Below are 19397 nucleotides of genomic sequence, written 5' to 3' on the forward strand. Positions count from 1 at the left end.
GGAATCGCCTTGCCCGCACAACATGACATCGCCGCCGAGGCGGAGTTGTGGGACACCTTCGCCGCTTCCGCCTTCAAGGATGACGTCGAGCCGAGCTTCTGCTGGACCCAGTACGCCGGTCACGGGCCGGGCCCAGAGCTGCTTGGGAACCCGCGATCCGTGCTGGAGATCGGCTGCGGCACCGGCCGCGCCCTCGCCTGCCTCGCCCGTCGCGGCATCGCCGCTCGGGGCGTCGACCTGTCGCCCGTCATGGTCGAGAAGACCACCACGAGGTGGGCAGGCACCGGGGCCGAGTTCGTGCACTCCGAGGTGCTGGAGTACCTGAGCCGGCACGAGGACGTGTACGACGCGGTCTACTCGATCTTCGGAGCCGCCTGGTTCAGCGACCCTGGCCGTCTCTTCCCACTCGTTCGCCAGAGACTCAGGCCGGGCGGCGTCTTCGTCTTCTCGCAACCCCCCGCCATCCCCGGCGCCTATGGTCCGCAAGGCATGTACAAGGGAGGGTTCGCGGGCAAGGCGATGTTCACCTACCGCTACAGCTACCGCCCGGCCGTGTGGCAGCGCCTGCTCACCCGGGCCGGTTTCGCCACCGCCCACGCCCAGGTGCTCGACGCGCCTCACCCCGGCCACATCGGGACGCTCCTGGTCCGCGCGGTCGCTCCGTGAGCGGAGGGATCCCGGGGCGGCAGGTAATGCCCGGGGGTGTCAGGTGACTGGGTTTTCCAGGAGGGTTACTCGGTTGCCGTCCGGGTCCTGTAGGGAGGCGATGCGGGTGGTTTTGCCGCCCTGTTGGACCGGGGTCGTCGTCAGGCCGCGCGTGTTGAGTTCTGACAGGGCCTTGTCCAGGGACGGGACCTCCAGGTTCAGGAGGGTGGTGCCCGCGTGCTCGGGGCCCTCGAAGACCTGGAGCCAGCCGCCGGGGGTGAGGTGCCAGTCGGCCAGGGAGGGCATCGGGCGGGTGTCGGCCGGGCGGCCCAGGAGTCGTTCGTACCAGGTCACGGCCACCTCGATGTCTCGTACCGGTGCGACCATCAGTACGCGCGCCACGTCCATGGCGATCACCTTTCCTCGGGCTCTTCTTGGGTGTTCTCCCCTGTAGACGGCTGGCGAGCCCTCAACTCATCGGCCAGGGGTTTCGGCCGTGGTGGTCAGGACCGCTCGGCCGAGTATGTGGCCGGCCATCGTGAAGCCGAGGACTGCCGGGGTGGCGTCGGTGGGGATGCCGATGGAGTCGACGTCGAGTGCGTGCACCACGGTGAAGTAGCGGTGCGGGCCGTGGCCGGCCGGCGGGGCGGCGCCGATGTAGCGGGACGCGCGGGCGTCGTTGGGGAGTTGGAAGGCGCCTTCGGGCAGGCCCGAGCCGGTGTCGTCGCCCGCGCCCGCCGGCAGTTCGGTGACGGTTGCGGGGATGTCGGCGACCGCCCAGTGCCAGAACCCGGAGCCGGTGGGGGCGTCGGGGTCGTAGACGGTGACGGCGTAGCTCTTCGTGCCCTCCGGGGCGCCGGTCCAGGACAGCTGCGGGGAGATGTCCTGGCCGCCGGGGACACCGGAGATGCCGGACAACTGCGCGGGGGGCAGGGCGGAGCCTTCCGTGACGGTGGTGCTGGTGACGGTGAAGGTGGCCGCCTCGGGGAGCCGGGCGAAGGGGTCGTTCGCGGTCATCGTGCTGTTCCTTTCGGGGGTGATGCGTTGCTCGGGTGTGGTCCGGTGTGCTCCGGGCTCACTCAATCGACGATAGCAGTGATAATCGATTATTCAAACCATCGTCTATTGTGACGACATGAGTCAGACCTCCCAGCCCCCGGCCGCCCAGGGCAAGCAGATGCTCTCCGAGCAGGTCTACGTGCGCCTGCGGGACGCGATCATGCGGGGGGACCACGCCCCCGGGGCCGCCCTCAAGCCGCAGGACCTCGCCAAGGAGCAAGGCGTGAGTCTGGCCGTGGTGCGTGAGGCGCTGGTGCGGGCCGTCGGGGACGGGCTCGCCGATCGGCTGCCGAACCGCGGGTTCGCCGTGCCTGCCTTCTCCGACCGCCGCTGGCAGGAGATCGCCGAGGCGCGCAGGACCGTCGAGCCGGTCCTGCTGCGGATGTCCGTCGAGCGCGGCGACGTCGGCTGGGAGGCCCGGGTGCGCGCCGCGCACCACCGGCTGAGCCGTACCCCGGTCTATCTGCCGGAGGAGGGCGAGTACTACAGCGGCGCGTGGTCCGAAGCTCATCGGGTCTTCCACCGCACCCTGTTGGAGGGCTGCGACAACCCGGTCCTGATGGACACCTTCGACCGGATGTGGACCGCGAGCGAGCTGGCCCGCCGCTGGTCGGCGCACCGTAATCCCGGCCGGGACGGCGTCGCCGAGCACCGGCGGCTGGAACAGGCGGCGCTGGCCGGTGACGCCGACACCGCGGTCGAGGTGCTGGTCCAGCACCTCACCCAGACCGCCGCCGGGCTGACCGACCGTGCCGCCGGTGAGGAGTGAAGGCGCTCAGCTCTCGGTCGAGGTGAGCACCAGCGTCAGCAGCCCCGGGAACCGGGCTTCGAACTCCGGGCGGCGCAGGCGGTTCAGGCGTTTCGCGCCGGCGTCGCGTTGCTCCAGCAGGCCCGCGTCGCGCAGCACGGTGAAGTGGCGGCTCAGCGTGGCCTTGGTGACCGGTACGTCGAAGCTGCCGCAGGGGCGCTCCCAGTCGGCGGCGGCTGCCAGTTCCCGTACCAGGATGCGGCGTACGGGATCGGCGAGGGCCAGGAGGGCGGTCTCCAGCGTGACCGCCGCGGGGTCCGTGTGGACCGGGGGTGCGCGGTGGTGGGGCGTGGGCCGTGCTTCCGGTGCCGCCATGGCGTCCGTGCCTCCGTTCGCATACGTCGCGTGCTGCAGCACGCGCGGCACGTGCGTCGCATACGCCGTGTATGTCGCATACGCGTCGCCGCGTCACTCGCTCGCCGTTCGCTTCCCGACGAACGGTACGCCGACACGGCACCCGCGGAGCAAGGCCCGGGTCAGTTGTTGAGCGTGGTCATGTCCGCGTAGCGGTCGCCCGTCGGCGGCTTGAGCGCGTTCAGACGGCCGAGCTGGTCGGGGGTGAGGGTCAGGGCGTCGGCCGCCACGTTCTCCTCCAGCCGGGAGACCCGCTTCGTCCCCGGGATGGGCGCGATGTCGTCGCCCTGGGCCAGCAGCCAGGCCAGCGCGACCTGCGCCGGCCGCGCTCCCGCCGCCTCGGCCACCGCCTCGACCTCGTTGACGATGTGGACGTTCTGCGCCATGTTCGCGAAGCGCGGGTCGGTCCTGCGGAAGTCGTCGTCGGCCAGCTGGTCCGTCGAGCGGATGCCGCCGGTCAGGAAGCCGCGGCCGAGCGGTGAGTACGGTACGAAGCCGATGCCCAGCTCCCGTACCAGCGGCAGCAGCTCCGCCTCCGGCTCGCGGGCCCACAGGGAGTACTCGGTCTGCAGCGCCGTGACCGGGTGGGTGGCGTGCGCGCGGCGGATCGTCGCGGGGGCGGCCTCGGAGAGGCCGATATGGCGGATCTTGCCCGCGGCGACCAGCTCGGCGAGGGCGCCCACCGTCTCCTCGATGGGGGTGTTCGTGTCGACCCGGTGCTGGTAGTAGAGGTCGATGTGGTCCGTGCCGAGCCGCTTGAGGGAGCCCTCCACGGCCAGCCGGATGTTCTCCGGCGTGCTGTCGAGGTCGCCGTCCACGCCTTCGCGGTGCGAGAGGGCGCCGAACTTCGTCGCCAGCACCACCTGGTCGCGCCGGCCGGCGAGCGCGCGGCCCACGAGTTCCTCGTTCTTGTACGGGCCGTAGATCTCGGCGGTGTCGAACAGGGTCACTCCGATGTCGATCGCCCGGTGGATGGTGCGGATCGCCTCGGCGTCGTCCGATCCGGCGCCGGTGTAGTACGCCGACATCGCCATGCATCCGAGGCCGATACGCGCGACGTCGAGGTCGGCGAGTTTCGCGTGCTTCATGGGAATCGCGTCCTTCAGCGGGGCGGTTGGTGAAATGCGGCTTTTCTCCCCTCCGACGCTAGCGCCATCGGTCCTGCGCCGCGTTCCGGCGCTCAGCTCCGCGCCCCGCGCGCCCCCTAGAGTGGATCCCTCGGTACGGAGGGGGCACAGCGTGAGTGGCGCTTGGCGGGCGGCCGGGCTGCGGTGGCCCGGCGGGGCGCCCGCGCTCCAGTGGCTGAGCGGCGACGGCAGCCGCGTGCGGACCCGTGCCAGCGAGCTGGTGTACGGGCGTGAGCTGGCCTTTCGCGCCGTCGGCGGCCGGTACTGCCCCGGCGCCCGCGGCAACGTCTGCCCCCTCGGCGCGGTCGTGGCGGGGCGCAGCACCGGCGGGCAGTGCCCCGAGTGCGCGCGGCTCGACCGGGCGCACTCCGTCGCCGCCGACACCTTCGACGATCCGCGCCCGTACCGCGTCTATCTCGCCTGGTTCGGCCCCGGTCTGGTGAAGGTCGGGATCACCGCCGAGGCGCGGGGCTCGGCGCGGCTGCTGGAGCAGGGCGCCGTCACCTTCTCGTGGCTGGGGCGCGGGCCGCTGATGGCCGCCCGGCGGACCGAGGAGGTGCTGCGCACCGCGCTCGGGGTGCCGGACCGTATCCCGTACGAGCGCAAGCGGGCCGTCCGTACGGCGCTGCCGCCGCGCGGCGAACGGGCGGCCGAGGTCGGCGCGCTGCACGCCCGCGCGGTCGCGCTCGAAGCGTGGCCGCAGACCCTGGAACGCGCCGGGTTCGGCGCGGTGGACCACGCGGACGCCTTCGGACTCGACGGGCTCGGCCCGGCGACGGGCGTGGTGGGCGAACTGGTCGACGGTGGTCACGTGGCGGGACGGCTGGTCGCCGCCGCCGGACCCGATCTGCATCTGGCCACGGCCGACGGCGGCCTCGTCGTCCTCGACACCCGGCTGATGATCGGCTGGGAACTGGTCTCGTCCGATCCTGGCGGTGCGCTGACCGTTCCCGTACGGGAGTTGCGCGCGGATGTCGTTCCCACCGGGCAGGACGGGCTCTTTTGACCTCACTTCCGCGTTCGGTGGACACGGCGCCGGTCCCGGTCGGAAGGTGGAGCACATGAACGATCAAGAGGCGGGTGGGGTCAGCGGCGCGGGTGCCGGTATTACGGGCGAGTCTGTGACGGGCAGGTCCGGGGCGGCCCGAGCCGCGACGGGCAGGTCCGGGGCGGGCGGTGTCACGTCGGGCGCGGTCACCGCGGGTGCGGTCACGGCCGACGGCATCACGGTGGCGGGCGGCGACGCCGAGGTCGAGGCCGTACGGCGGTTCCGCGCGCGGGTCGGACTGCCCGGACTCGTCGACGTACACACGCACTTCATGCCCGAACGCGTCCTCAAGAAGGTCTGGGAGTACTTCGAGTCGGCCGGTCCGCTCGTCGGGATGGAGTGGCCCATCACCTACCGGCACGAGGAGAACGAACGGGTCGCCCTGCTCCGCGCGTTCGGCGTGCGCGCCTACACCTCGCTGCTCTACCCGCACAAGCCCGGCATGGCGGACTGGCTGAACGGCTGGGCCGCCGGCTTCGCCGCCCGCACCCCCGACTGTCTGCAGACCGCGACGCTCTTCCCCGAGGACGGCGTCGAGACGTACGTACGCGAGGCGGTCGAGGGCGGCGCGCGGATCTTCAAGTCGCATGTGCAGGTGGGGGCTTACGACCCCAACGACGAGCGTCTCGACGGGGTGTGGGGGCTGCTCAGCGACGCGGCGGTGCCGGTGGTGATGCACTGCGGCTCGGGTCCGGTCGCCGGCAAGTACACCGGGCCAGAACCGGTGGCACGGCTGCTGGCACGCCATCCCCGGCTGCCGCTCGTGATCGCGCATCTGGGGATGCCGGAGTACACGGGCTTCCTGGAGCTGGCGGCGCGCTACGAGGAGGTGCGGTTGGACACGACCATCGCCTTCACGGACTTCGGCGAGGGCTTCGCGCCGTTCCCGAAGGAGGCGCGGGGCCGCCTCGCCGACCTCGGGGACCGGATCCTCCTCGGGTCGGACTTCCCCAACATTCCGTATCCGTACGTCCACCAGCTGGAGGCCCTGGAAGCGCTGGGTCTCGGCGACCCCTGGCTGCGGGCGGTCTGTTACGAGAACGGCGCCCGGCTCTTCGGCCTGGCCGACGCCGTGACGGCTCCGGTGACGGCTCCGGTAACGGATCCGGCGATGGACCCGGTGACGGACCCGGGTGGTCCGCAGGCGGGCTGAGAGCCCTTCACGTTTCTCAGGGAAATCACAGAAAGGCGCAAGAACCCTCTCAGAGGGCGTCCCCAGGGTATGGAGCATGACCATCACCTCGCCCCGCGGGCGTACCGAAATGCTCAGGCCGGACGGGAGCCCCGTCCGCATACTCGTTGTCGACGACGAGGCTTCCCTCACCGAACTGCTCTCGATGACCCTGCGGTACGAGGGGTGGGAGGTGGCCAGCGCGGCCGACGGTGCCTCGGCGATGACCTCGGCGCGTGACTTCCGGCCCGACGCCGTGGTACTCGACGTGATGCTGCCCGACATGGACGGCATGGCCGTCCTCGGCAGGCTGCGCCGCGAACTCCCGCACGTGCCCGTCCTGTTCCTCACGGCGAAGGACGCGGTCGAGGACCGGATCGCCGGGCTGACGGCGGGCGGCGACGACTACGTCACCAAGCCGTTCAGCCTGGAGGAGGTCGTGGCCCGGCTGCGCGGTCTGATCCGGCGCTCCGGCGCTGCCGCCGTACGGTCGGAGTCACTGCTGGTCGTCGGGGATCTGACCCTCGACGAGGACAGCCATGACGTCACCCGCGCAGGCCAGTCCATCCATCTGACCGCGACCGAGTTCGAGTTGCTGCGCTACCTCATGCGCAACCCGCGCCGGGTGCTCAGCAAGGCACAGATCCTGGACCGGGTGTGGTCGTACGACTTCGGCGGCCAGGCCAACGTGGTCGAGCTCTACATCTCCTATCTGCGCCGGAAGATCGACGCGGGACGCCCGCCGATGATCCACACCAGGCGCGGCGCCGGTTATCTGATCAAGCCCGGCGAGCCGAGCCTCGCACCTCAGTGACAGGCCGCACAGGCACAGGCACAGGCACAGGCACAGGCACAGGCACGCCCACGCGCACGCGGACCCGTACCGGCATGCGCAGGCGCTGGTCGCTGCGCACCCGGCTCGTGGTGTCGGCGGTCGCGCTGATCGCCGTGGTCGCCGCCGTGATCGGGACGGTCACCACGATCGCCTTCCGCTCGTACCTCTACGACCAGCTCGACCAGCAGGTCCACGCGATAGCCGCGCGGGCCGCAGGACCGCCCGGCGGCGCCGGCCCCGACACGCCGGTCCTGCTGCCTGACCGGGACGACGCGCTCAAGATCGTGACGGGCGGTGGCGCGCCCGTCGGCACGGTCGGCGCCGAACTGTCCGACGCCGGATCCATCAGCCGCGCCCTGATCAGCACCCAGCAGAACACCGACGGCCAGGGCCCGCGTATCGCCGGGCAGCCCCTCACCGCCGACCAGAACGCCGCCCTCGCCGGCGTCTCCCGCGACGGCTCCCCGCACACCCTTTCGCTGCCCGGACACGGCGACTACCGCGTGGTGTACGTGAGCAGCGGCCATGGCTCCTTCCTCGTGGGCGTACCGCTCACCTCCGTCCAGAACACCCTCGGCACCCTGGTCCTGGTCGAGGTGTGCGTCACCGTCGCAGGACTGATCGCGGCGGGCATCGCCGGAGCCGTACTCGTCGGAGTGGCGCTGCGCCCGCTGCGCCGGGTCGCCACGACCGCCACCCATGTCTCCGAACTGCCCCTGCACAGCGGCGAGGTGGCCCCCCTCGTCCGGGTGCCGGCGGCGGAGGCCGACCCGCGCACCGAGGTCGGCCAGGTCGGCGCCGCACTCAACCGGATGCTCGGCCATGTCGGCTCCGCGCTTGCCGCCCGCCAGGAGAGCGAGACGCGCGTACGCCAGTTCGTGGCCGACGCCGGCCATGAACTGCGCACCCCGCTCGCCTCGATCAGGGGATACGCCGAACTCACCCGCCGCGGCGACGAGGAGACGGGCCCCGACACCCGGCACGCCCTCGGCCGGATCGAGTCCGAGGCGCAGCGGATGACCGGGCTGGTCGAGGACCTGTTGCTCCTCGCCCGGCTCGACGCCGGCCGGCTGCCGGCGAGCGAGTCGTACGGGAGCGTGGACCTCACCCCGCTGGTCGTGGACGCGGTCAGCGACGCACGCGCCGCAGGCCAGGGCCACCACTGGCGCCTCGACCTGCCGGACGCCGCCGTCGCGGCAGCAGTCGTCCGGGGTGATTCCTCCCGTCTCCAGCAGGTGCTCGTCAACCTCCTCGCCAACGCCCGTACGCACACCCCGCCCGGCACGACCGTCACCGCGCGGATACGTCACGAGGCCGGCCGGTGGGTCGTCCTCGACGTACAGGACGACGGGCCCGGGATCCCGCCTGCCCTGCTGCCACGCGTCTTCGAGCGCTTCGCGCGCGGCGACGCCTCGCGCTCCCGCGCCGCCGGGTCGACCGGCCTCGGTCTCGCCATCGTGCGGGCCGTGGTCACCGCGCACGGCGGCAGCGTGGACGTACGCAGCGCGCCCGGACGGACCGTCTTCACGGTCCGGCTGCCGGCCGACACCGGTTCACCCGGCACCGGTTCGCCGGACGGCGAATCCACCGACTCACAGCCTGGGCACAGCCTCACCACACAGCCCTGACAGCGCTCTTGGCGAGTGTCGACGGCATGCGAACCGATACGCCCTGGGGCGCCCTCCCGGCACGGGAACACCTCCCGGTCGGTGCGGACACCGCCCCCATGCTCGATGTGACGATCCCCGTCCACAACGAGGAGCGGGACCTCGAACCCTGTGTGCGGCGGCTGCACGACCACCTCGCCCGCACCTTCCCGTACAGCTTCCGCATCACCGTCGCCGACAACGCGAGCACCGACCGCACCGCCGAGGTGGCTGCCCGACTAGAGGCGACGATGCCCCGCGTACGGGCCTGCCGTCTGGAGGAGAAGGGCCGGGGCCGCGCACTGCGGGCCGTCTGGTCGCACTCCGACGCGCCGGTCCTCGCCTACATGGACGTGGATCTGTCCACCGACCTCAACGCACTGCTGCCGCTTGTCGCCCCTCTCATCTCCGGCCACTCGGATCTGGCGATCGGGTCCCGGCTCGCCCGGTCGTCGCGGGTCGTGCGCGGGCCCAAGCGGGAGTTCATCTCCCGGGCCTACAACCTCATTCTCAAATCCTCCCTCTCCGCGCGCTTCAGCGACGCGCAGTGCGGTTTCAAGGCCATACGGCGGGACGTCGCCGAACGGCTGCTGCCGATGGTCGAGGACAGCGGGTGGTTCTTCGACACGGAACTGCTCGTCCTCGCCGAACGCGCCGGGCTGCGGATCCACGAGGTGCCCGTGGACTGGGTGGACGACCCCGACAGCCGTGTGCGGATCGTGTCCACGGCCGTCGAGGATCTCAAGGGCGTCTGGCGGGTGGGACGCGCGCTGGCGATGGGCGCGCTGCCGCTGGACCGGCTCGTGAGGCCCTTCGGTGATGACCCAAGGGACCGCCGGATCGGTGGAGTGCCGGGCGGACTCGCCAGGCAACTGGTCGGCTTCTGCTTCGTGGGCGCCCTGTCCACGCTCTTCTATCTTCTGCTCTACTCCCTCTTCCGCGCCACCCTGTGTCCACAACTCGCCAACGCCGCCGCTCTGCTCGTCTCCGCGGTCGCCAACACGGCCGCCAACCGCAGACTCACCTTCGGTGTGCGCGGCCGGGACCGCGCCGCCCGCCACCAGGCGCAGGGCCTCGTCGTCTTCGCCATCGGACTGGCCCTGACCAGCGGTTCGCTCGCCGCGCTCGACGCCGCGGCAGGCTCGCCCTCGCACTCCACCGAGCTGGCCGTACTGATCGCCGCCAACCTCGCCGCGACGGTGCTGCGGTTCCTGCTGCTGCGCGCCTGGGTCTTCCCCGACCGCCGGACTCCGGCAGAGACCCACGGTCACACAGACAGCGCCGACAGCCCCGACCGCGCCGACAGCCCCGACCGCGCCGAAACCCCCGACCGCACCGACCGCGTCGACACCCACGCTCCCGACCCGAGGAACGCGCGATGACCACGACCATCACCCCCCACCGCCACGGCGGCCCGTCCCGGACCACCGCCTCCGCCGCTGCCGCGTCCGCCGTCGGCCGGCTCTGGCGCGGCAGGGCCGACGACGCCCGCTGGGTGCGGCCCGCCCTGCTCGTACTCCTGCTGGCCGCCGCGCTGCTCCAGCTCTGGGACCTGGGCTCGTCCGGCTACGCCAACTCCTTCTACTCCGCCGCCGTCCAGGCGGGCAGCGAGAGCTGGAAGGCGTTCTTCTTCGGCTCGTCCGACGCCGCGAACTCCATCACCGTCGACAAACCCCCGGCCGCGCTCTGGCCGATGGCCCTGTCCGTACGTCTCTTCGGCCTCGGCTCCTGGCAGATCCTGGTGCCCGAGGCGCTGATGGGCGTCGGGACGGTCGCGCTGCTGTACGCCGCTGTACGCCGCCGCTTCAGCGCGACCGCCGGGCTGACGGCGGGCCTCGTGCTGACGCTGACACCGGTCGCCGCGATGATGTTCCGCTTCAACAACCCGGACGCGCTGCTCGCGTTGCTGATGACCGCCACCGTCTACTTCGTCCTGCGGGCGCTGGAGGACGCGCGGACGAAGTGGCTGCTGTGGGCGGGCGTCGCCGTTGGCTTCGCGTTTCTGACGAAGACGCTCCAGGCGTTCCTGATCCTGCCGCCGCTCGCCGTCGTGTACGCCGTGTGCGCGCCCACCCCTGTACGGCGCAGGCTGGGCCAACTCGCCCTGGCCACAGTCGCCCTGGTGGTCTCCGGCGGCTGGTGGGTCGCGATCGTGCAGCTGTGGCCCGCGTCGTCGCGCCCGTACATCGGCGGCTCGCAGAACAACTCGTTCCTTGAACTCACCTTCGGTTACAACGGTTTCGGCCGGATCAGCGGCGACGAGACCGGCAGCGTCGGAGGCGGCGGTGCCCCGGGCGGCGGCGCGCCAGGCGGCCCCGGCGGAGGTGGCGCTGGCGGCGGCAGGGGCTGGGGTCAGACCGGGCTCGGCCGGATGTTCAACGAGACCGTCGGCGGCCAGATCTCCTGGCTGCTGCCCGCCGCGCTGCTGCTGCTCGTCGCCGGTCTGGTGGTGACCCGCAGGGCCGCGCGTACGGACACGGCGCGCGCCGCGTTCCTGGTGTGGGGCGGCGCCCTGCTGATGACCATGGCGGTCTTCAGCTTCATGGCCGGGATCTTCCACGAGTACTACACGGTCGCGCTCGCCCCGTACATCGCGGCTCTCGTCGGGATGGGTGCCACCGTCCTGTGGGAGGAACGCGGCCGGCTGCTCGGCTCGCTGACGCTGAGCGTGACGACCGCGGGGACCGCCGTCTGGTCGTACGTCCTCCTCGACCGGACCCCCGACTACCTGCCGTGGCTGCGCTGGGCGGTGCTGGTGGGCGCGCTGCTCGCGGCGGCGGCCCTCATCGGTACGGTCCTGCTCGGGCGGCGCGCGGTGCTCGCCGTGGCGGTCCTCGCCGTCGCCGCCTCGCTGGCCGGGCCGTTGGCGTACACGCTGTCCACGGTCGGTACGCCGCACACCGGGTCGATCATCACGGCGGGACCCGCGTCGGCGCGGGGCGGCCCCGGCGGCGGCCCCGGCGGCGGCTTCGGCGGCGGCGGCAGGCCGGGCGGCGGCGGCCCCGGCCAGGGCCGTACGCCAGGCGCGGGCGGGATGCCACAGCAGCCCGGGACGACCGGACAGCAGCCCGGGACGGCAGGTCAGCAGCCCGGAGCCGGGCAGCAACCGGGAACGGGCCAGGCGCCCGGCGGCACCGCGAAGGGCCCCCGTGGCGGCGCCATGGGCGGCATGGACGGGGGCATGGGCGGCGGCATGGGGGGCCTGCTCGGCGGTACGAAGGTCAGCTCCCAGGTGAAGGCCGCGCTCCTCAAGAACGCGGGTGACTACACCTGGGCGGCAGCGGCGATCGGCTCCCAGAACGCCGCCGGCTACCAACTCGCCACCGAGCGGCCCGTCATGGCGATCGGCGGATTCAACGGCAGCGACCCGTCCCCGACCCTCGCGCAGTTCAAGCAGTACGTGTCCGACGGCAAGGTGCACTACTTCCTGGCCGGCACGAGCGGCGCGAGCGGCGGCGGGGAGAACGCGGGCGGCGGCCCCGGGGGCGGCGGCCCCGGGGGCGCCGCCAGCTCAGCCATCACCACCTGGGTCGCCGCGACCTTCCACGAAGTCACCGTCGACGGCACCACCCTGTACGACCTCACGCAGCGGCAGTAGCTGACAGCACGTCACCGAGGACGCCGGTCCGTCGCGGACCGGCGTCCTTGCTGTTGAGCCGCGCTGAGCGGGCACTATCACTGACAGGAGCGGCATAGCATCTCAGCAGCGGACGTCCGGATTCCGGCGGCGCCCGTCCGGCAGACAGGAACCGAGGAGGCTCATCCATGGTGTCGGAAGCCGATCGCACCGAGCGGGCCCCCCGGACCAGCGTCTGGCTGGAGGGGAAGCAGCACGGCCGCCGCGGTGGCGGCGGCGGACGCAAGGCCGAGGGCGCCGAGCAGTCCACCGGGCTCGACCGCGACCGGATCACCGCCGTGTCCGTACGGCTGCTCGACGCCGAAGGCCCCGCCAAGTTCTCCATGCGCCGGCTCGCCGCGGAACTCGGCGTGACGGCCATGTCCCTCTACTGGTACGTGGACACGAAGGACGACCTCATGGAGCTGGCCCTCGACGCCGTCTTCGGAGAGGTCGAAGTCCCCGACCTGACGGACGAGTCGGCCGACTGGCGCGACCAGATGCGCGAACTCGCCGCCAGCTACCGCGATGTGCTGGTCCGTCACCACTGGGTCTCGCCGCTCGTCGGCCGGTATCTGAACATCGGCCCGCACGCGACGGTGTTCACATCGGCCGTGCAGGGCGTCCTCAGCAGGACCGGCCTCGGGACGGAAGGACAGACGGGCGCGCTGGCAGCCGTCTTCCAGTTCGTGTACGGATTCGGCACGATCGAAGGCCACTTCGTGCAGCGCTGCGCCGACGCGGGACTGAGCCAGGAGGAGTACTTCCATCTGGCCATGGGGACGATCAACGAAGAGCCCACGTTCCGGCGGGACTTCGAGAGCGCCAGCAACATCATGGCGCCGCGCGACGGCGACACGGTGCAGGAGATGCGCGAGCGGAACTTCACGTTCGCGCTCGAACTGCTCATCGCCGGCATCGAGGCGATGCGCGCGCGGGGCTGACCGCAAGGATCAGCCCCCGCACGCACCACAGGCGATACGCGAGCGGCGCCGCGCCACAGACGCCCGCCACAGACGCCCGCCACCGGCGCCACGTCGAGCGCCGAACGTCGAGCGCCGAACGTCGAGCGCCGAACACGCTACTCCTTCGGCGCCAGGTGCGCGGGGAAGCCGCCGGTCGCCAGCGGGCCCCATCGCTCCGGGGTGATACGGATGATCGACTTGCCCTGCTTCACCATCGCCGCGCGGTACTCGTCCCAGTCCGAGTGCTCGCCGGAGATGTTCCGGAAGTACTCCACGAGCGGCTCGACCGACTCCGGTACGTCCAGCACCTCGGCCGTACCGTCGATCTGCACCCAGGGCCCGCTCCAGTCGTCCGACAGGACGATCACGCTGACCCGCTCGTCCCGCTTCGCGTTCCGGGTCTTCGCGCGCTCCGGGTACGTGGAGATGACGATCCGCCCCGAGTCGTCCACGCCGCAGGTGAGCGGGGAGCCCTGCGGGCGGCCGTCGGAGCGGGTGGTCAGCAGGATCGCGCGGTGCCTCGGCCGGACGAACTCAAGCAGCTCGTCGCGGTCGACTGATGTGTTCGTTGCGATGTTCGGTGCCATGCTCCGCAGCCTACGACGCCCAGGACGTGCGGCTCCCGTCACATCGGCGGCAGGTCGCCCTGCACCGCCTGGATGTCCAGCTCGACGCGGAGCGTCGTCCCGATCATCGAGATGCCGGCCTGCATGACCTGGTTGTAGTTCATGGCGAAGTCCTCGCGGCGCAGCTCGGTGGTCGCGCGGAACGCCGCCCGCACGCCGCCCCACGGGTCGGGCCCGCTGCCCAGGTAGCGCAGGTCCAGGTCCACGTCGCGCAGGACGCCGTGCAGCGAGAGCTGCCCGTGCACCGTCCAGCGGTCCTGGCCCGCCGGGGTCAGCCCGGTACTGCGGTAGCTGATCTCGGGGAAGCGCTCGACGTCCAGGAAGTCCGGCGACTTGAGGTGCTTGTCCCGCAGTCCGTTGCCGGTGTCGATGCTCGCCGCGCTGATGACGGCGTCCACGCGCGACTGCTCGTACCCGCCGCCCGCCTCGACGATCTCGATCCGGCCGCCGAACTCCTTGAACCGGCCGTGCACGCTGGAGATCCCCAGATGCTGTGCGACCGCGCTCACCGAGCAGTGCGCGGGGTCCAGGCTCCAGGAGCCGGGCGGCGGCAGCTCGGAGCCGCCCTGCCTGGCCAGGACGACCGTGCCGACCTCGGCCCTGCCGCTCGCCGTGACGAGCGCGGTCGCCGCCGCCGGCGCGTAACCGACGGCCGTCACGACCACGGTGTACGGCCCCGGCGCCAGCGCCAGGTCGGCCGCCACGCCCCCGTCGTCGTCGGCCGCCGCCCGCAGCACCTGCGAGCCGGTCATGTCGGTCATGGTCACGATCGCGTGCTGAACGGCCCAGCCGTCCCGCGTCCGTACCTGTGCGCGAAGTCCCATCCCGTTTTCTCTCTTTCTTTACGCGGTGCCGCGGTGGCGCGTGGAGCAGTGACGCAGTGACGCAGTGACGCGCCGGGGCAGGCCCGGCAAGGGCCTGCCCCGGTCCCCCGAAGGGATCCGACTACGCGCCGGGGTGGGCGAGTTCGATGTCGTGGTCGTCGACCCCGCGCCCTGCCACTGTCAACGAGCCGGCCACCGGCGGGTAGCCGGTCGCGATGACCGTGTACTCGCCCGCGTCCAGATCGGCGAAGCCGTACGCGCCGTCCTCGCCGGTCGTCGACGTGGCGACCACGTTCCCCGCCGCGTCGACGAGCGTCACCCGCGCGTCGGGGAGGGGACGCCGCGCGGCGCCCGCCCGTACCGTGCCCTGTACGAAGGCGCCGGACTGCAGCACCGCCTCGATCCGGGTCACGCCCTGGCCGCCGATCTCGACCGGCAGGGCCAGCGGCCGGAAACCGGTCGCGTTGACCGCGACGGTCACCGATCCGGGGACCAGCTCGCCGAACGCGAACTCGCCCTGTTCGACGGTCTTGCCGGTGGCCAGCACATCGCCGCGCACGTCGGTCACGATGACCATCGCGCCCTCCACGGGCAGCCCGCCGTCGGCGCCGCGCACCGAGCCGCTGAGCCCGCTCGTACCGGACAGCAGCACGTCGTACGCCAGCGGCCCGTCACCGACGACCACCGTCGCGGCCTGCGGCTGGAAGCCGTCGGCCGAGGCGATCAGGACGTACGAGCCGGAGCCCGGAGCGCCCAGCGCGTACGTGCCTTCGGGTCCCGCCACCGCGCGGGCGAGCTGCGTGCCGCCCAGCGAGATGAGGGTGACGGCGGCGCCGGGCACCGGAGCACCCTCGGCGCCGCGCACCACGCCCCGCACAGGCGTACCGTCCTGCGGCTGCGACTCGGCTGCCGGGATCGGTGCGGTCGCCTGAACCGGTACGTCGGCGACCGCAGCGGAAGCGGCGGAGCCCACCGGCGCGCCGACAGCCGCCGGTACGGGAGCCTCAGCGGCCTCGGCCGCGGCCGCGGCCTCCTGCGCCGCGTCGCCGACCGCGCGGGTCCGCAGCGGGATCTCCTTGATGAACAGGGTGATGAGGAAGGCGACCAGGGCCGCGGGGGCCGCGTAGAGGAAGACGTCACCGACACCGTGCCCGTACGCCGCCTCCATGATCGTCCGCAGCGGGGCGGGCAGGGTGGCCAGGTCGGGGATGGTGCCGTCGCCGCCGCTCGCACTGCCGACGCCGGCGCCCTGCGGGCCGAGCGCGGTCAGCCCGTCCTTGACGTAGTGCGTGACGCGGTTGCCGAGCACGGCACCGAGCGCCGAGACACCGATCGCACCGCCCAGCGAGCGGAAGAAGGTGACGGTGGAGCTGGCGGAGCCCAGGTCGGAGGCCGACACCTGGTTCTGGGTGCACAGGACCAGGTTCTGCATCATCATGCCGATGCCGAGACCGAGGGCCGCCATGTAGAACGCCATGTGCCAGTACGGGGTGTCGACCCGGATGGTGCCCAGCAGGCCGAGGCCCGCCGTCACCAGGAAGCCGCCGCTGACCAGCCAGACCTTCCAGCGGCCCGTCTTGGTGATGATCTGCCCGGAGACGGTGGAGGAGAGGAACAGACCACCGATCATCGGGATGGTCATGACGCCGGACATGGTCGGCGACTTGTCGCGGGCGAGCTGGAAGTACTGGCTGAAGAAGACCGTCCCGGCGAACATCGCGATACCGACGAAGAGCGAGGCCAGCGAGGCCAGCGTGATCGTACGGTTGCGGAACAGCCGCAGCGGGATGATCGGCTCGCTGGCCTTCGACTCGATGAGGACGAAGAGCGCGCCGAGGACGACGGAGCCGCCGACCATGGCGTACGTCTGCCAGGAGAGCCACTCGTACTTGTTGCCGGCGAAGGTCACCCAGATCAGCAGCAGCGAGACGGCGGCGGCGATGGAGAAGGCGCCCGACCAGTCGACCTTGACCTTGCGCTTGACGATCGGCAGGTTCAGCGTCTTCTGCAGCACGATCAGGGCGATCACCGCGAACGGCACGCCGACGTAGAAGCACCAGCGCCAGCCCAGCCACGAGGTGTCCGTGATGACACCGCCGAGCAGCGGGCCGCCGACGGTGGCGACGGCGAAGGTCGCGCCGAGGTAGCCGCTGTACCGGCCCCGCTCGCGCGGCGAGATCATCGCGGCCATCACGATCTGGGCCAGGGCGGAGAGACCGCCCACGCCTATGCCCTGGAAGACACGGCAGGCGATCAGCATCTCGGAGTTGACCGAGAGGCCGGCCACGACCGAGCCCGCGACATAGATGATCAGGGCGACCTGGACCAGCAGCTTCTTGCTGAAGAGGTCGGAGAGTTTGCCCCAGAGCGGGGTGGTCGCCGTCATCGCCAGCAGCGACGCGGTCACCACCCAGGTGTACGCGCTCTGGCCGCCGCCGAGGTCGGAGACGATGTGGGGGAGGGCGTTCGTCACGATCGTGGAGGACAGGATCGCGACGAACATGCCAAGGAGCAGCCCGGAGAGGGCCTCCATGACCTGACGGTGTGTCATCGGCGTGCCGTTGCCGGGCGCTGCTTCGCCCCCGTGTTTGGCGTGGCCGCCCCGCACACCTGTGGGTGTGGTCGTAGCCATGAAATTCCTTGTCTTACGTGTCTGAATGCGCGGGTGTACGGGAGTACGAGTCGTCGTCGTAGGGCCGGTGTTCCGGCGTCCCGTGGTCGAACCGGTCTGTCGTGTGCCATTCGCGGCAGTCACCGAAACTGGCGCGGAGCCGGTTCAGCAGTGAGCTGAGCTGTCCGACTTCTTCGTCGGTCCAGTCGTCGAGCACGCGGGCGAACATCTCGGTCGTCCTGCCGGCCAGCTCGTCGAGCATGCGGATGCCCGCGGGGGTCAGCCGCAGGATGCGTGAGCGCTTGTCGCCGGGGTCGGGGGACCGTTCCAGCCAGCCGCGCTGCGCGGCGTGCGCCACATGGCGGCTGGTTACCGACATGTCGACGGCGAGCAGTTCGGCGAGGCGGCTCATCCGCATCTCGCCGTGCCGGTCCAGCAGGGTGAGTACGGCGGCCGAGCCGCCCGGGCAGTCGGCGGGCAGGATGCGGGTCAGGCCCCGCTTGATGGCGCCGATGGCCGACAGTTGCCGGGCCAGTTCCGCGTACTGGCTGTGTGCGGCCATGGACCCTCCCGGCATCTTGTTGCTTGGGGCAACCATAGAAGCTGTTGGTTGCTGCAGGCAAACGAAATCGGGCAGAGAGAGGCAAAGGAATTCAAAACAGATCGCATGGTTATGGTCAAACACCGGCGTGTGTGTTCGAAAGGTCACTCGGGACCGGGGTCAGGGTGTGGTCAGCACCGGTCCGAACCGTGCATATGACGATCCGGGGCGGGCCCGGGGTTGGGCCGGACGCGTACGTTCGCTAGGGTCCTGGCACATGGCACACAATCCCCATGCCCCGCAGGGTCCCGAGGGCAACCCCGACCCGGCCGGCAGCACCCAGATGTTCCGCGCCTTCGTCGACGAGGGAGAGCCGCAGCGCCGTCAGGCAGCACCGCAGCAGAGTGGCGGACCGAAGGTCGGCGTGATCGTCGGCGTCGTGGCCGTCGTCGTGATCCTGGCCGTGGTGGCCTGGCTGGCCTTCGGCTGAGCGTATTCACCACCGGAACCCCGCCCGACGCCTTGAGTGCTGGGCGGGGTCTCCGTATGTCCTCGGCCGCTTCTCGGACCGAGATCCCTGAGCCGCGATCCCGGTCCGCGATCCCTAGTCCGAGATCAGGCCCTCGCGCAGCTGCGCGAGCGTGCGGGTCAGCAGCCGCGAGACATGCATCTGCGAGATGCCGACCTCTTCGCCGATCTGGGACTGCGTCATGTTCGCGAAGAACCGCAGCATGATGATCTGCCGCTCACGAGGCGGGAGTTTGGCGAGCAGCGGCTTCAGCGACTCGCGGTACTCGACGCCTTCCAGCGCCATGTCCTCGTAGCCGAGCCGGTCGGCGAGCGAGCCCTCCCCGCCGTCGTCCTCGGGCGAGGGCGAGTCGAGCGACGACGCCGTGTACGCGTTGCCGACCGCGAGGCCGTCGACCACGTCCTCCTCGGACACGCCCAGCACGGCGGCGAGTTCGGGCACGGTCGGCGAGCGGTCGAGCTTCTGTGCCAGGTCGTCGCTGGCCTTGGTCAGCGCGAGCCGCAGCTCCTGGAGCCGGCGCGGCACCCGCACCGACCATGAGGTGTCACGGAAGAATCGTTTGATCTCGCCGACGACCGTGGGCATGGCGAAGGTCGGGAACTCGACGCCTCTTTCGCAGTCGAACCGGTCGATCGCCTTGATCAGGCCGATCGTGCCGACCTGGACGATGTCCTCCATCGGCTCGTTACGGCTGCGGAAGCGAGCCGCCGCGTACCGCACCAGCGGCAGGTTCAACTCGATGAGGGTGTCGCGCACATAGGTGCGCTCGGGGCTGTCCGCCTCTTGGCCCTCGCCGACCAGCACGGCGAGGCGTAGGAACAGGGAGCGGGACAGAGTGCGCGTATCGATGGCTTCCGGCTGGGACACGCGCGGCTGAACCACGGTCACGGTGTCGAGAGCGTTGGGCTCGGGATCGCTTTTCGTAAGCGTGAGCACCTTCGAGCTGCCCTGTTCTTCGGACATGCCACCCCCTTGAGGTCGCTGACGGTCGC

19 protein-coding genes are annotated in these 19397 nt (G+C 71.4%); 10 read left to right on the plus strand and 9 right to left on the minus strand.

Going from position 1 to position 19397, the window contains the following annotated elements:
* The first annotated feature begins 9 nt into the window (after positions 1-9).
* The gene (locus OHS57_RS19805; RefSeq protein WP_328582852.1) at positions 10-666 is read left to right on the plus strand and encodes a class I SAM-dependent methyltransferase; all 657 of its coding nucleotides are present in this window, start codon (positions 10-12) and stop codon (positions 664-666) included.
* A 39-nt stretch (positions 667-705) separates the two neighbouring features.
* Here the strand turns inward: OHS57_RS19805 and OHS57_RS19810 are convergent, their stop codons facing one another.
* Positions 706-1053 carry a VOC family protein gene (locus OHS57_RS19810; RefSeq protein ID WP_328582853.1) on the minus strand — a complete coding sequence of 116 codons (348 nt, stop codon included), beginning with the start codon at positions 1051-1053 and terminating at the stop codon, positions 706-708.
* 66 nt (positions 1054-1119) lie between these two features.
* Positions 1120-1662: a YbhB/YbcL family Raf kinase inhibitor-like protein gene (locus tag OHS57_RS19815; protein ID WP_328582854.1), complete on the minus strand. Its 543-nt coding sequence runs from the start codon at positions 1660-1662 to the stop codon at positions 1120-1122.
* 118 nt (positions 1663-1780) lie between these two features.
* On the opposite strand from OHS57_RS19815, the gene OHS57_RS19820 reads away from it, so the two are divergent.
* Positions 1781-2473 (plus strand): GntR family transcriptional regulator, encoded by a 693-nt coding sequence (locus OHS57_RS19820; protein WP_328582855.1) that lies wholly within the window; start codon positions 1781-1783, stop codon positions 2471-2473.
* 6 nt (positions 2474-2479) lie between these two features.
* Here OHS57_RS19820 and OHS57_RS19825 read toward each other — a convergent pair whose 3' ends face one another.
* Together OHS57_RS19825 and OHS57_RS19830 are read right to left on the minus strand one after the other, a co-directional pair.
* Entirely contained in the window at positions 2480-2827 is a 348-nt protein-coding gene (locus tag OHS57_RS19825) for an ArsR/SmtB family transcription factor (RefSeq protein ID WP_041987074.1), read from the minus strand.
* A 161-nt stretch (positions 2828-2988) separates the two neighbouring features.
* Entirely contained in the window at positions 2989-3954 is a 966-nt protein-coding gene (locus OHS57_RS19830; RefSeq protein ID WP_041987071.1) for an aldo/keto reductase, read from the minus strand.
* 151 nt (positions 3955-4105) lie between these two features.
* Here OHS57_RS19830 and OHS57_RS19835 point away from each other — a divergent pair, with 151 nt between their 5' ends.
* The 7 genes from OHS57_RS19835 to OHS57_RS19865 all read left to right on the plus strand — a co-directional run bounded on the left by OHS57_RS19835 (position 4106) and on the right by OHS57_RS19865 (position 13253).
* The gene (locus OHS57_RS19835; protein WP_328582856.1) at positions 4106-4999 is read left to right on the plus strand and encodes a DUF2797 domain-containing protein; all 894 of its coding nucleotides are present in this window, start codon (positions 4106-4108) and stop codon (positions 4997-4999) included.
* 55 nt (positions 5000-5054) lie between these two features.
* The gene (locus OHS57_RS19840; RefSeq protein WP_328582857.1) at positions 5055-6194 is read left to right on the plus strand and encodes an amidohydrolase family protein; all 1140 of its coding nucleotides are present in this window, start codon (positions 5055-5057) and stop codon (positions 6192-6194) included.
* A gap of 76 nt (positions 6195-6270) precedes the next feature.
* Complete coding sequence (locus OHS57_RS19845) at positions 6271-7026, plus strand: response regulator transcription factor (RefSeq protein WP_041987063.1); 756 nt, start codon at positions 6271-6273, stop codon at positions 7024-7026.
* A 74-nt stretch (positions 7027-7100) separates the two neighbouring features.
* Positions 7101-8675: a sensor histidine kinase gene (locus OHS57_RS19850; protein ID WP_328582858.1), complete on the plus strand. Its 1575-nt coding sequence runs from the start codon at positions 7101-7103 to the stop codon at positions 8673-8675.
* A gap of 26 nt (positions 8676-8701) precedes the next feature.
* Complete coding sequence (locus OHS57_RS19855; RefSeq protein WP_328582859.1) at positions 8702-10075, plus strand: glycosyltransferase; 1374 nt, start codon at positions 8702-8704, stop codon at positions 10073-10075.
* Entirely contained in the window at positions 10072-12291 is a 2220-nt protein-coding gene (locus tag OHS57_RS19860) for an ArnT family glycosyltransferase (protein WP_328582860.1), read from the plus strand. Before OHS57_RS19855 ends, OHS57_RS19860 begins: the two co-directional genes overlap by 4 nt.
* Positions 12292-12458: 167 nt before the next feature.
* Complete coding sequence (locus tag OHS57_RS19865; protein ID WP_328582861.1) at positions 12459-13253, plus strand: TetR/AcrR family transcriptional regulator; 795 nt, start codon at positions 12459-12461, stop codon at positions 13251-13253.
* A 137-nt stretch (positions 13254-13390) separates the two neighbouring features.
* Here OHS57_RS19865 and OHS57_RS19870 read toward each other — a convergent pair whose 3' ends face one another.
* From OHS57_RS19870 to OHS57_RS19885, 4 genes are all read right to left on the minus strand, one after another.
* Positions 13391-13861, minus strand: a complete 471-nt coding sequence (locus OHS57_RS19870; RefSeq protein ID WP_041987056.1) for a PPOX class F420-dependent oxidoreductase — start codon at positions 13859-13861, stop codon at positions 13391-13393.
* A 38-nt stretch (positions 13862-13899) separates the two neighbouring features.
* Positions 13900-14724 carry a YceI family protein gene (locus tag OHS57_RS19875; RefSeq protein ID WP_041987054.1) on the minus strand — a complete coding sequence of 275 codons (825 nt, stop codon included), beginning with the start codon at positions 14722-14724 and terminating at the stop codon, positions 13900-13902.
* A gap of 121 nt (positions 14725-14845) precedes the next feature.
* Positions 14846-17356 (minus strand): MFS transporter, encoded by a 2511-nt coding sequence (locus OHS57_RS19880; RefSeq protein ID WP_041987049.1) that lies wholly within the window; start codon positions 17354-17356, stop codon positions 14846-14848.
* Positions 17357-17369: 13 nt separating this feature from the next.
* Positions 17370-17897 carry a MarR family winged helix-turn-helix transcriptional regulator gene (locus OHS57_RS19885; RefSeq protein WP_041987046.1) on the minus strand — a complete coding sequence of 176 codons (528 nt, stop codon included), beginning with the start codon at positions 17895-17897 and terminating at the stop codon, positions 17370-17372.
* A 256-nt stretch (positions 17898-18153) separates the two neighbouring features.
* On the opposite strand from OHS57_RS19885, the gene OHS57_RS19890 reads away from it, so the two are divergent.
* Positions 18154-18366, plus strand: a complete 213-nt coding sequence (locus tag OHS57_RS19890; protein WP_041987044.1) for a hypothetical protein — start codon at positions 18154-18156, stop codon at positions 18364-18366.
* 114 nt (positions 18367-18480) lie between these two features.
* Here OHS57_RS19890 and OHS57_RS19895 read toward each other — a convergent pair whose 3' ends face one another.
* The gene (locus OHS57_RS19895; protein ID WP_041987043.1) at positions 18481-19368 is read right to left on the minus strand and encodes an RNA polymerase sigma factor SigF; all 888 of its coding nucleotides are present in this window, start codon (positions 19366-19368) and stop codon (positions 18481-18483) included.
* Positions 19369-19397 lie beyond the last annotated feature (29 nt).

Source organism: Streptomyces sp. NBC_00370 (assembly GCF_036084755.1).
Lineage (GTDB): Bacteria > Actinomycetota > Actinomycetes > Streptomycetales > Streptomycetaceae > Streptomyces.

Excerpts from the sequence above, each read along its gene's own strand:
- OHS57_RS19880 (WP_041987049.1), bottom strand. The coding sequence starts at position 17,356 with ATGGCTACGACCACACCCACAGGTGTGCGGGGCGGCCACGCCAAACAC.
- OHS57_RS19840 (WP_328582857.1), top strand. The coding sequence starts at position 5,055 with ATGAACGATCAAGAGGCGGGTGGGGTCAGCGGCGCGGGTGCCGGTATT.
- OHS57_RS19865 (WP_328582861.1), top strand. The coding sequence starts at position 12,459 with ATGGTGTCGGAAGCCGATCGCACCGAGCGGGCCCCCCGGACCAGCGTC.
- OHS57_RS19855 (WP_328582859.1), top strand. The coding sequence starts at position 8,702 with ATGCGAACCGATACGCCCTGGGGCGCCCTCCCGGCACGGGAACACCTC.
- OHS57_RS19890 (WP_041987044.1), top strand. The coding sequence starts at position 18,154 with ATGGCACACAATCCCCATGCCCCGCAGGGTCCCGAGGGCAACCCCGAC.
- OHS57_RS19815 (WP_328582854.1), bottom strand. The coding sequence starts at position 1,662 with ATGACCGCGAACGACCCCTTCGCCCGGCTCCCCGAGGCGGCCACCTTC.
- OHS57_RS19885 (WP_041987046.1), bottom strand. The coding sequence starts at position 17,897 with ATGGCCGCACACAGCCAGTACGCGGAACTGGCCCGGCAACTGTCGGCC.
- OHS57_RS19895 (WP_041987043.1), bottom strand. The coding sequence starts at position 19,368 with ATGTCCGAAGAACAGGGCAGCTCGAAGGTGCTCACGCTTACGAAAAGC.
- OHS57_RS19875 (WP_041987054.1), bottom strand. The coding sequence starts at position 14,724 with ATGGGACTTCGCGCACAGGTACGGACGCGGGACGGCTGGGCCGTTCAG.
- OHS57_RS19850 (WP_328582858.1), top strand. The coding sequence starts at position 7,101 with ATGCGCAGGCGCTGGTCGCTGCGCACCCGGCTCGTGGTGTCGGCGGTC.
- OHS57_RS19830 (WP_041987071.1), bottom strand. The coding sequence starts at position 3,954 with ATGAAGCACGCGAAACTCGCCGACCTCGACGTCGCGCGTATCGGCCTC.
- OHS57_RS19860 (WP_328582860.1), top strand. The coding sequence starts at position 10,072 with ATGACCACGACCATCACCCCCCACCGCCACGGCGGCCCGTCCCGGACC.
- OHS57_RS19845 (WP_041987063.1), top strand. The coding sequence starts at position 6,271 with ATGACCATCACCTCGCCCCGCGGGCGTACCGAAATGCTCAGGCCGGAC.
- OHS57_RS19825 (WP_041987074.1), bottom strand. The coding sequence starts at position 2,827 with ATGGCGGCACCGGAAGCACGGCCCACGCCCCACCACCGCGCACCCCCG.
- OHS57_RS19870 (WP_041987056.1), bottom strand. The coding sequence starts at position 13,861 with ATGGCACCGAACATCGCAACGAACACATCAGTCGACCGCGACGAGCTG.
- OHS57_RS19810 (WP_328582853.1), bottom strand. The coding sequence starts at position 1,053 with ATGGACGTGGCGCGCGTACTGATGGTCGCACCGGTACGAGACATCGAG.
- OHS57_RS19820 (WP_328582855.1), top strand. The coding sequence starts at position 1,781 with ATGAGTCAGACCTCCCAGCCCCCGGCCGCCCAGGGCAAGCAGATGCTC.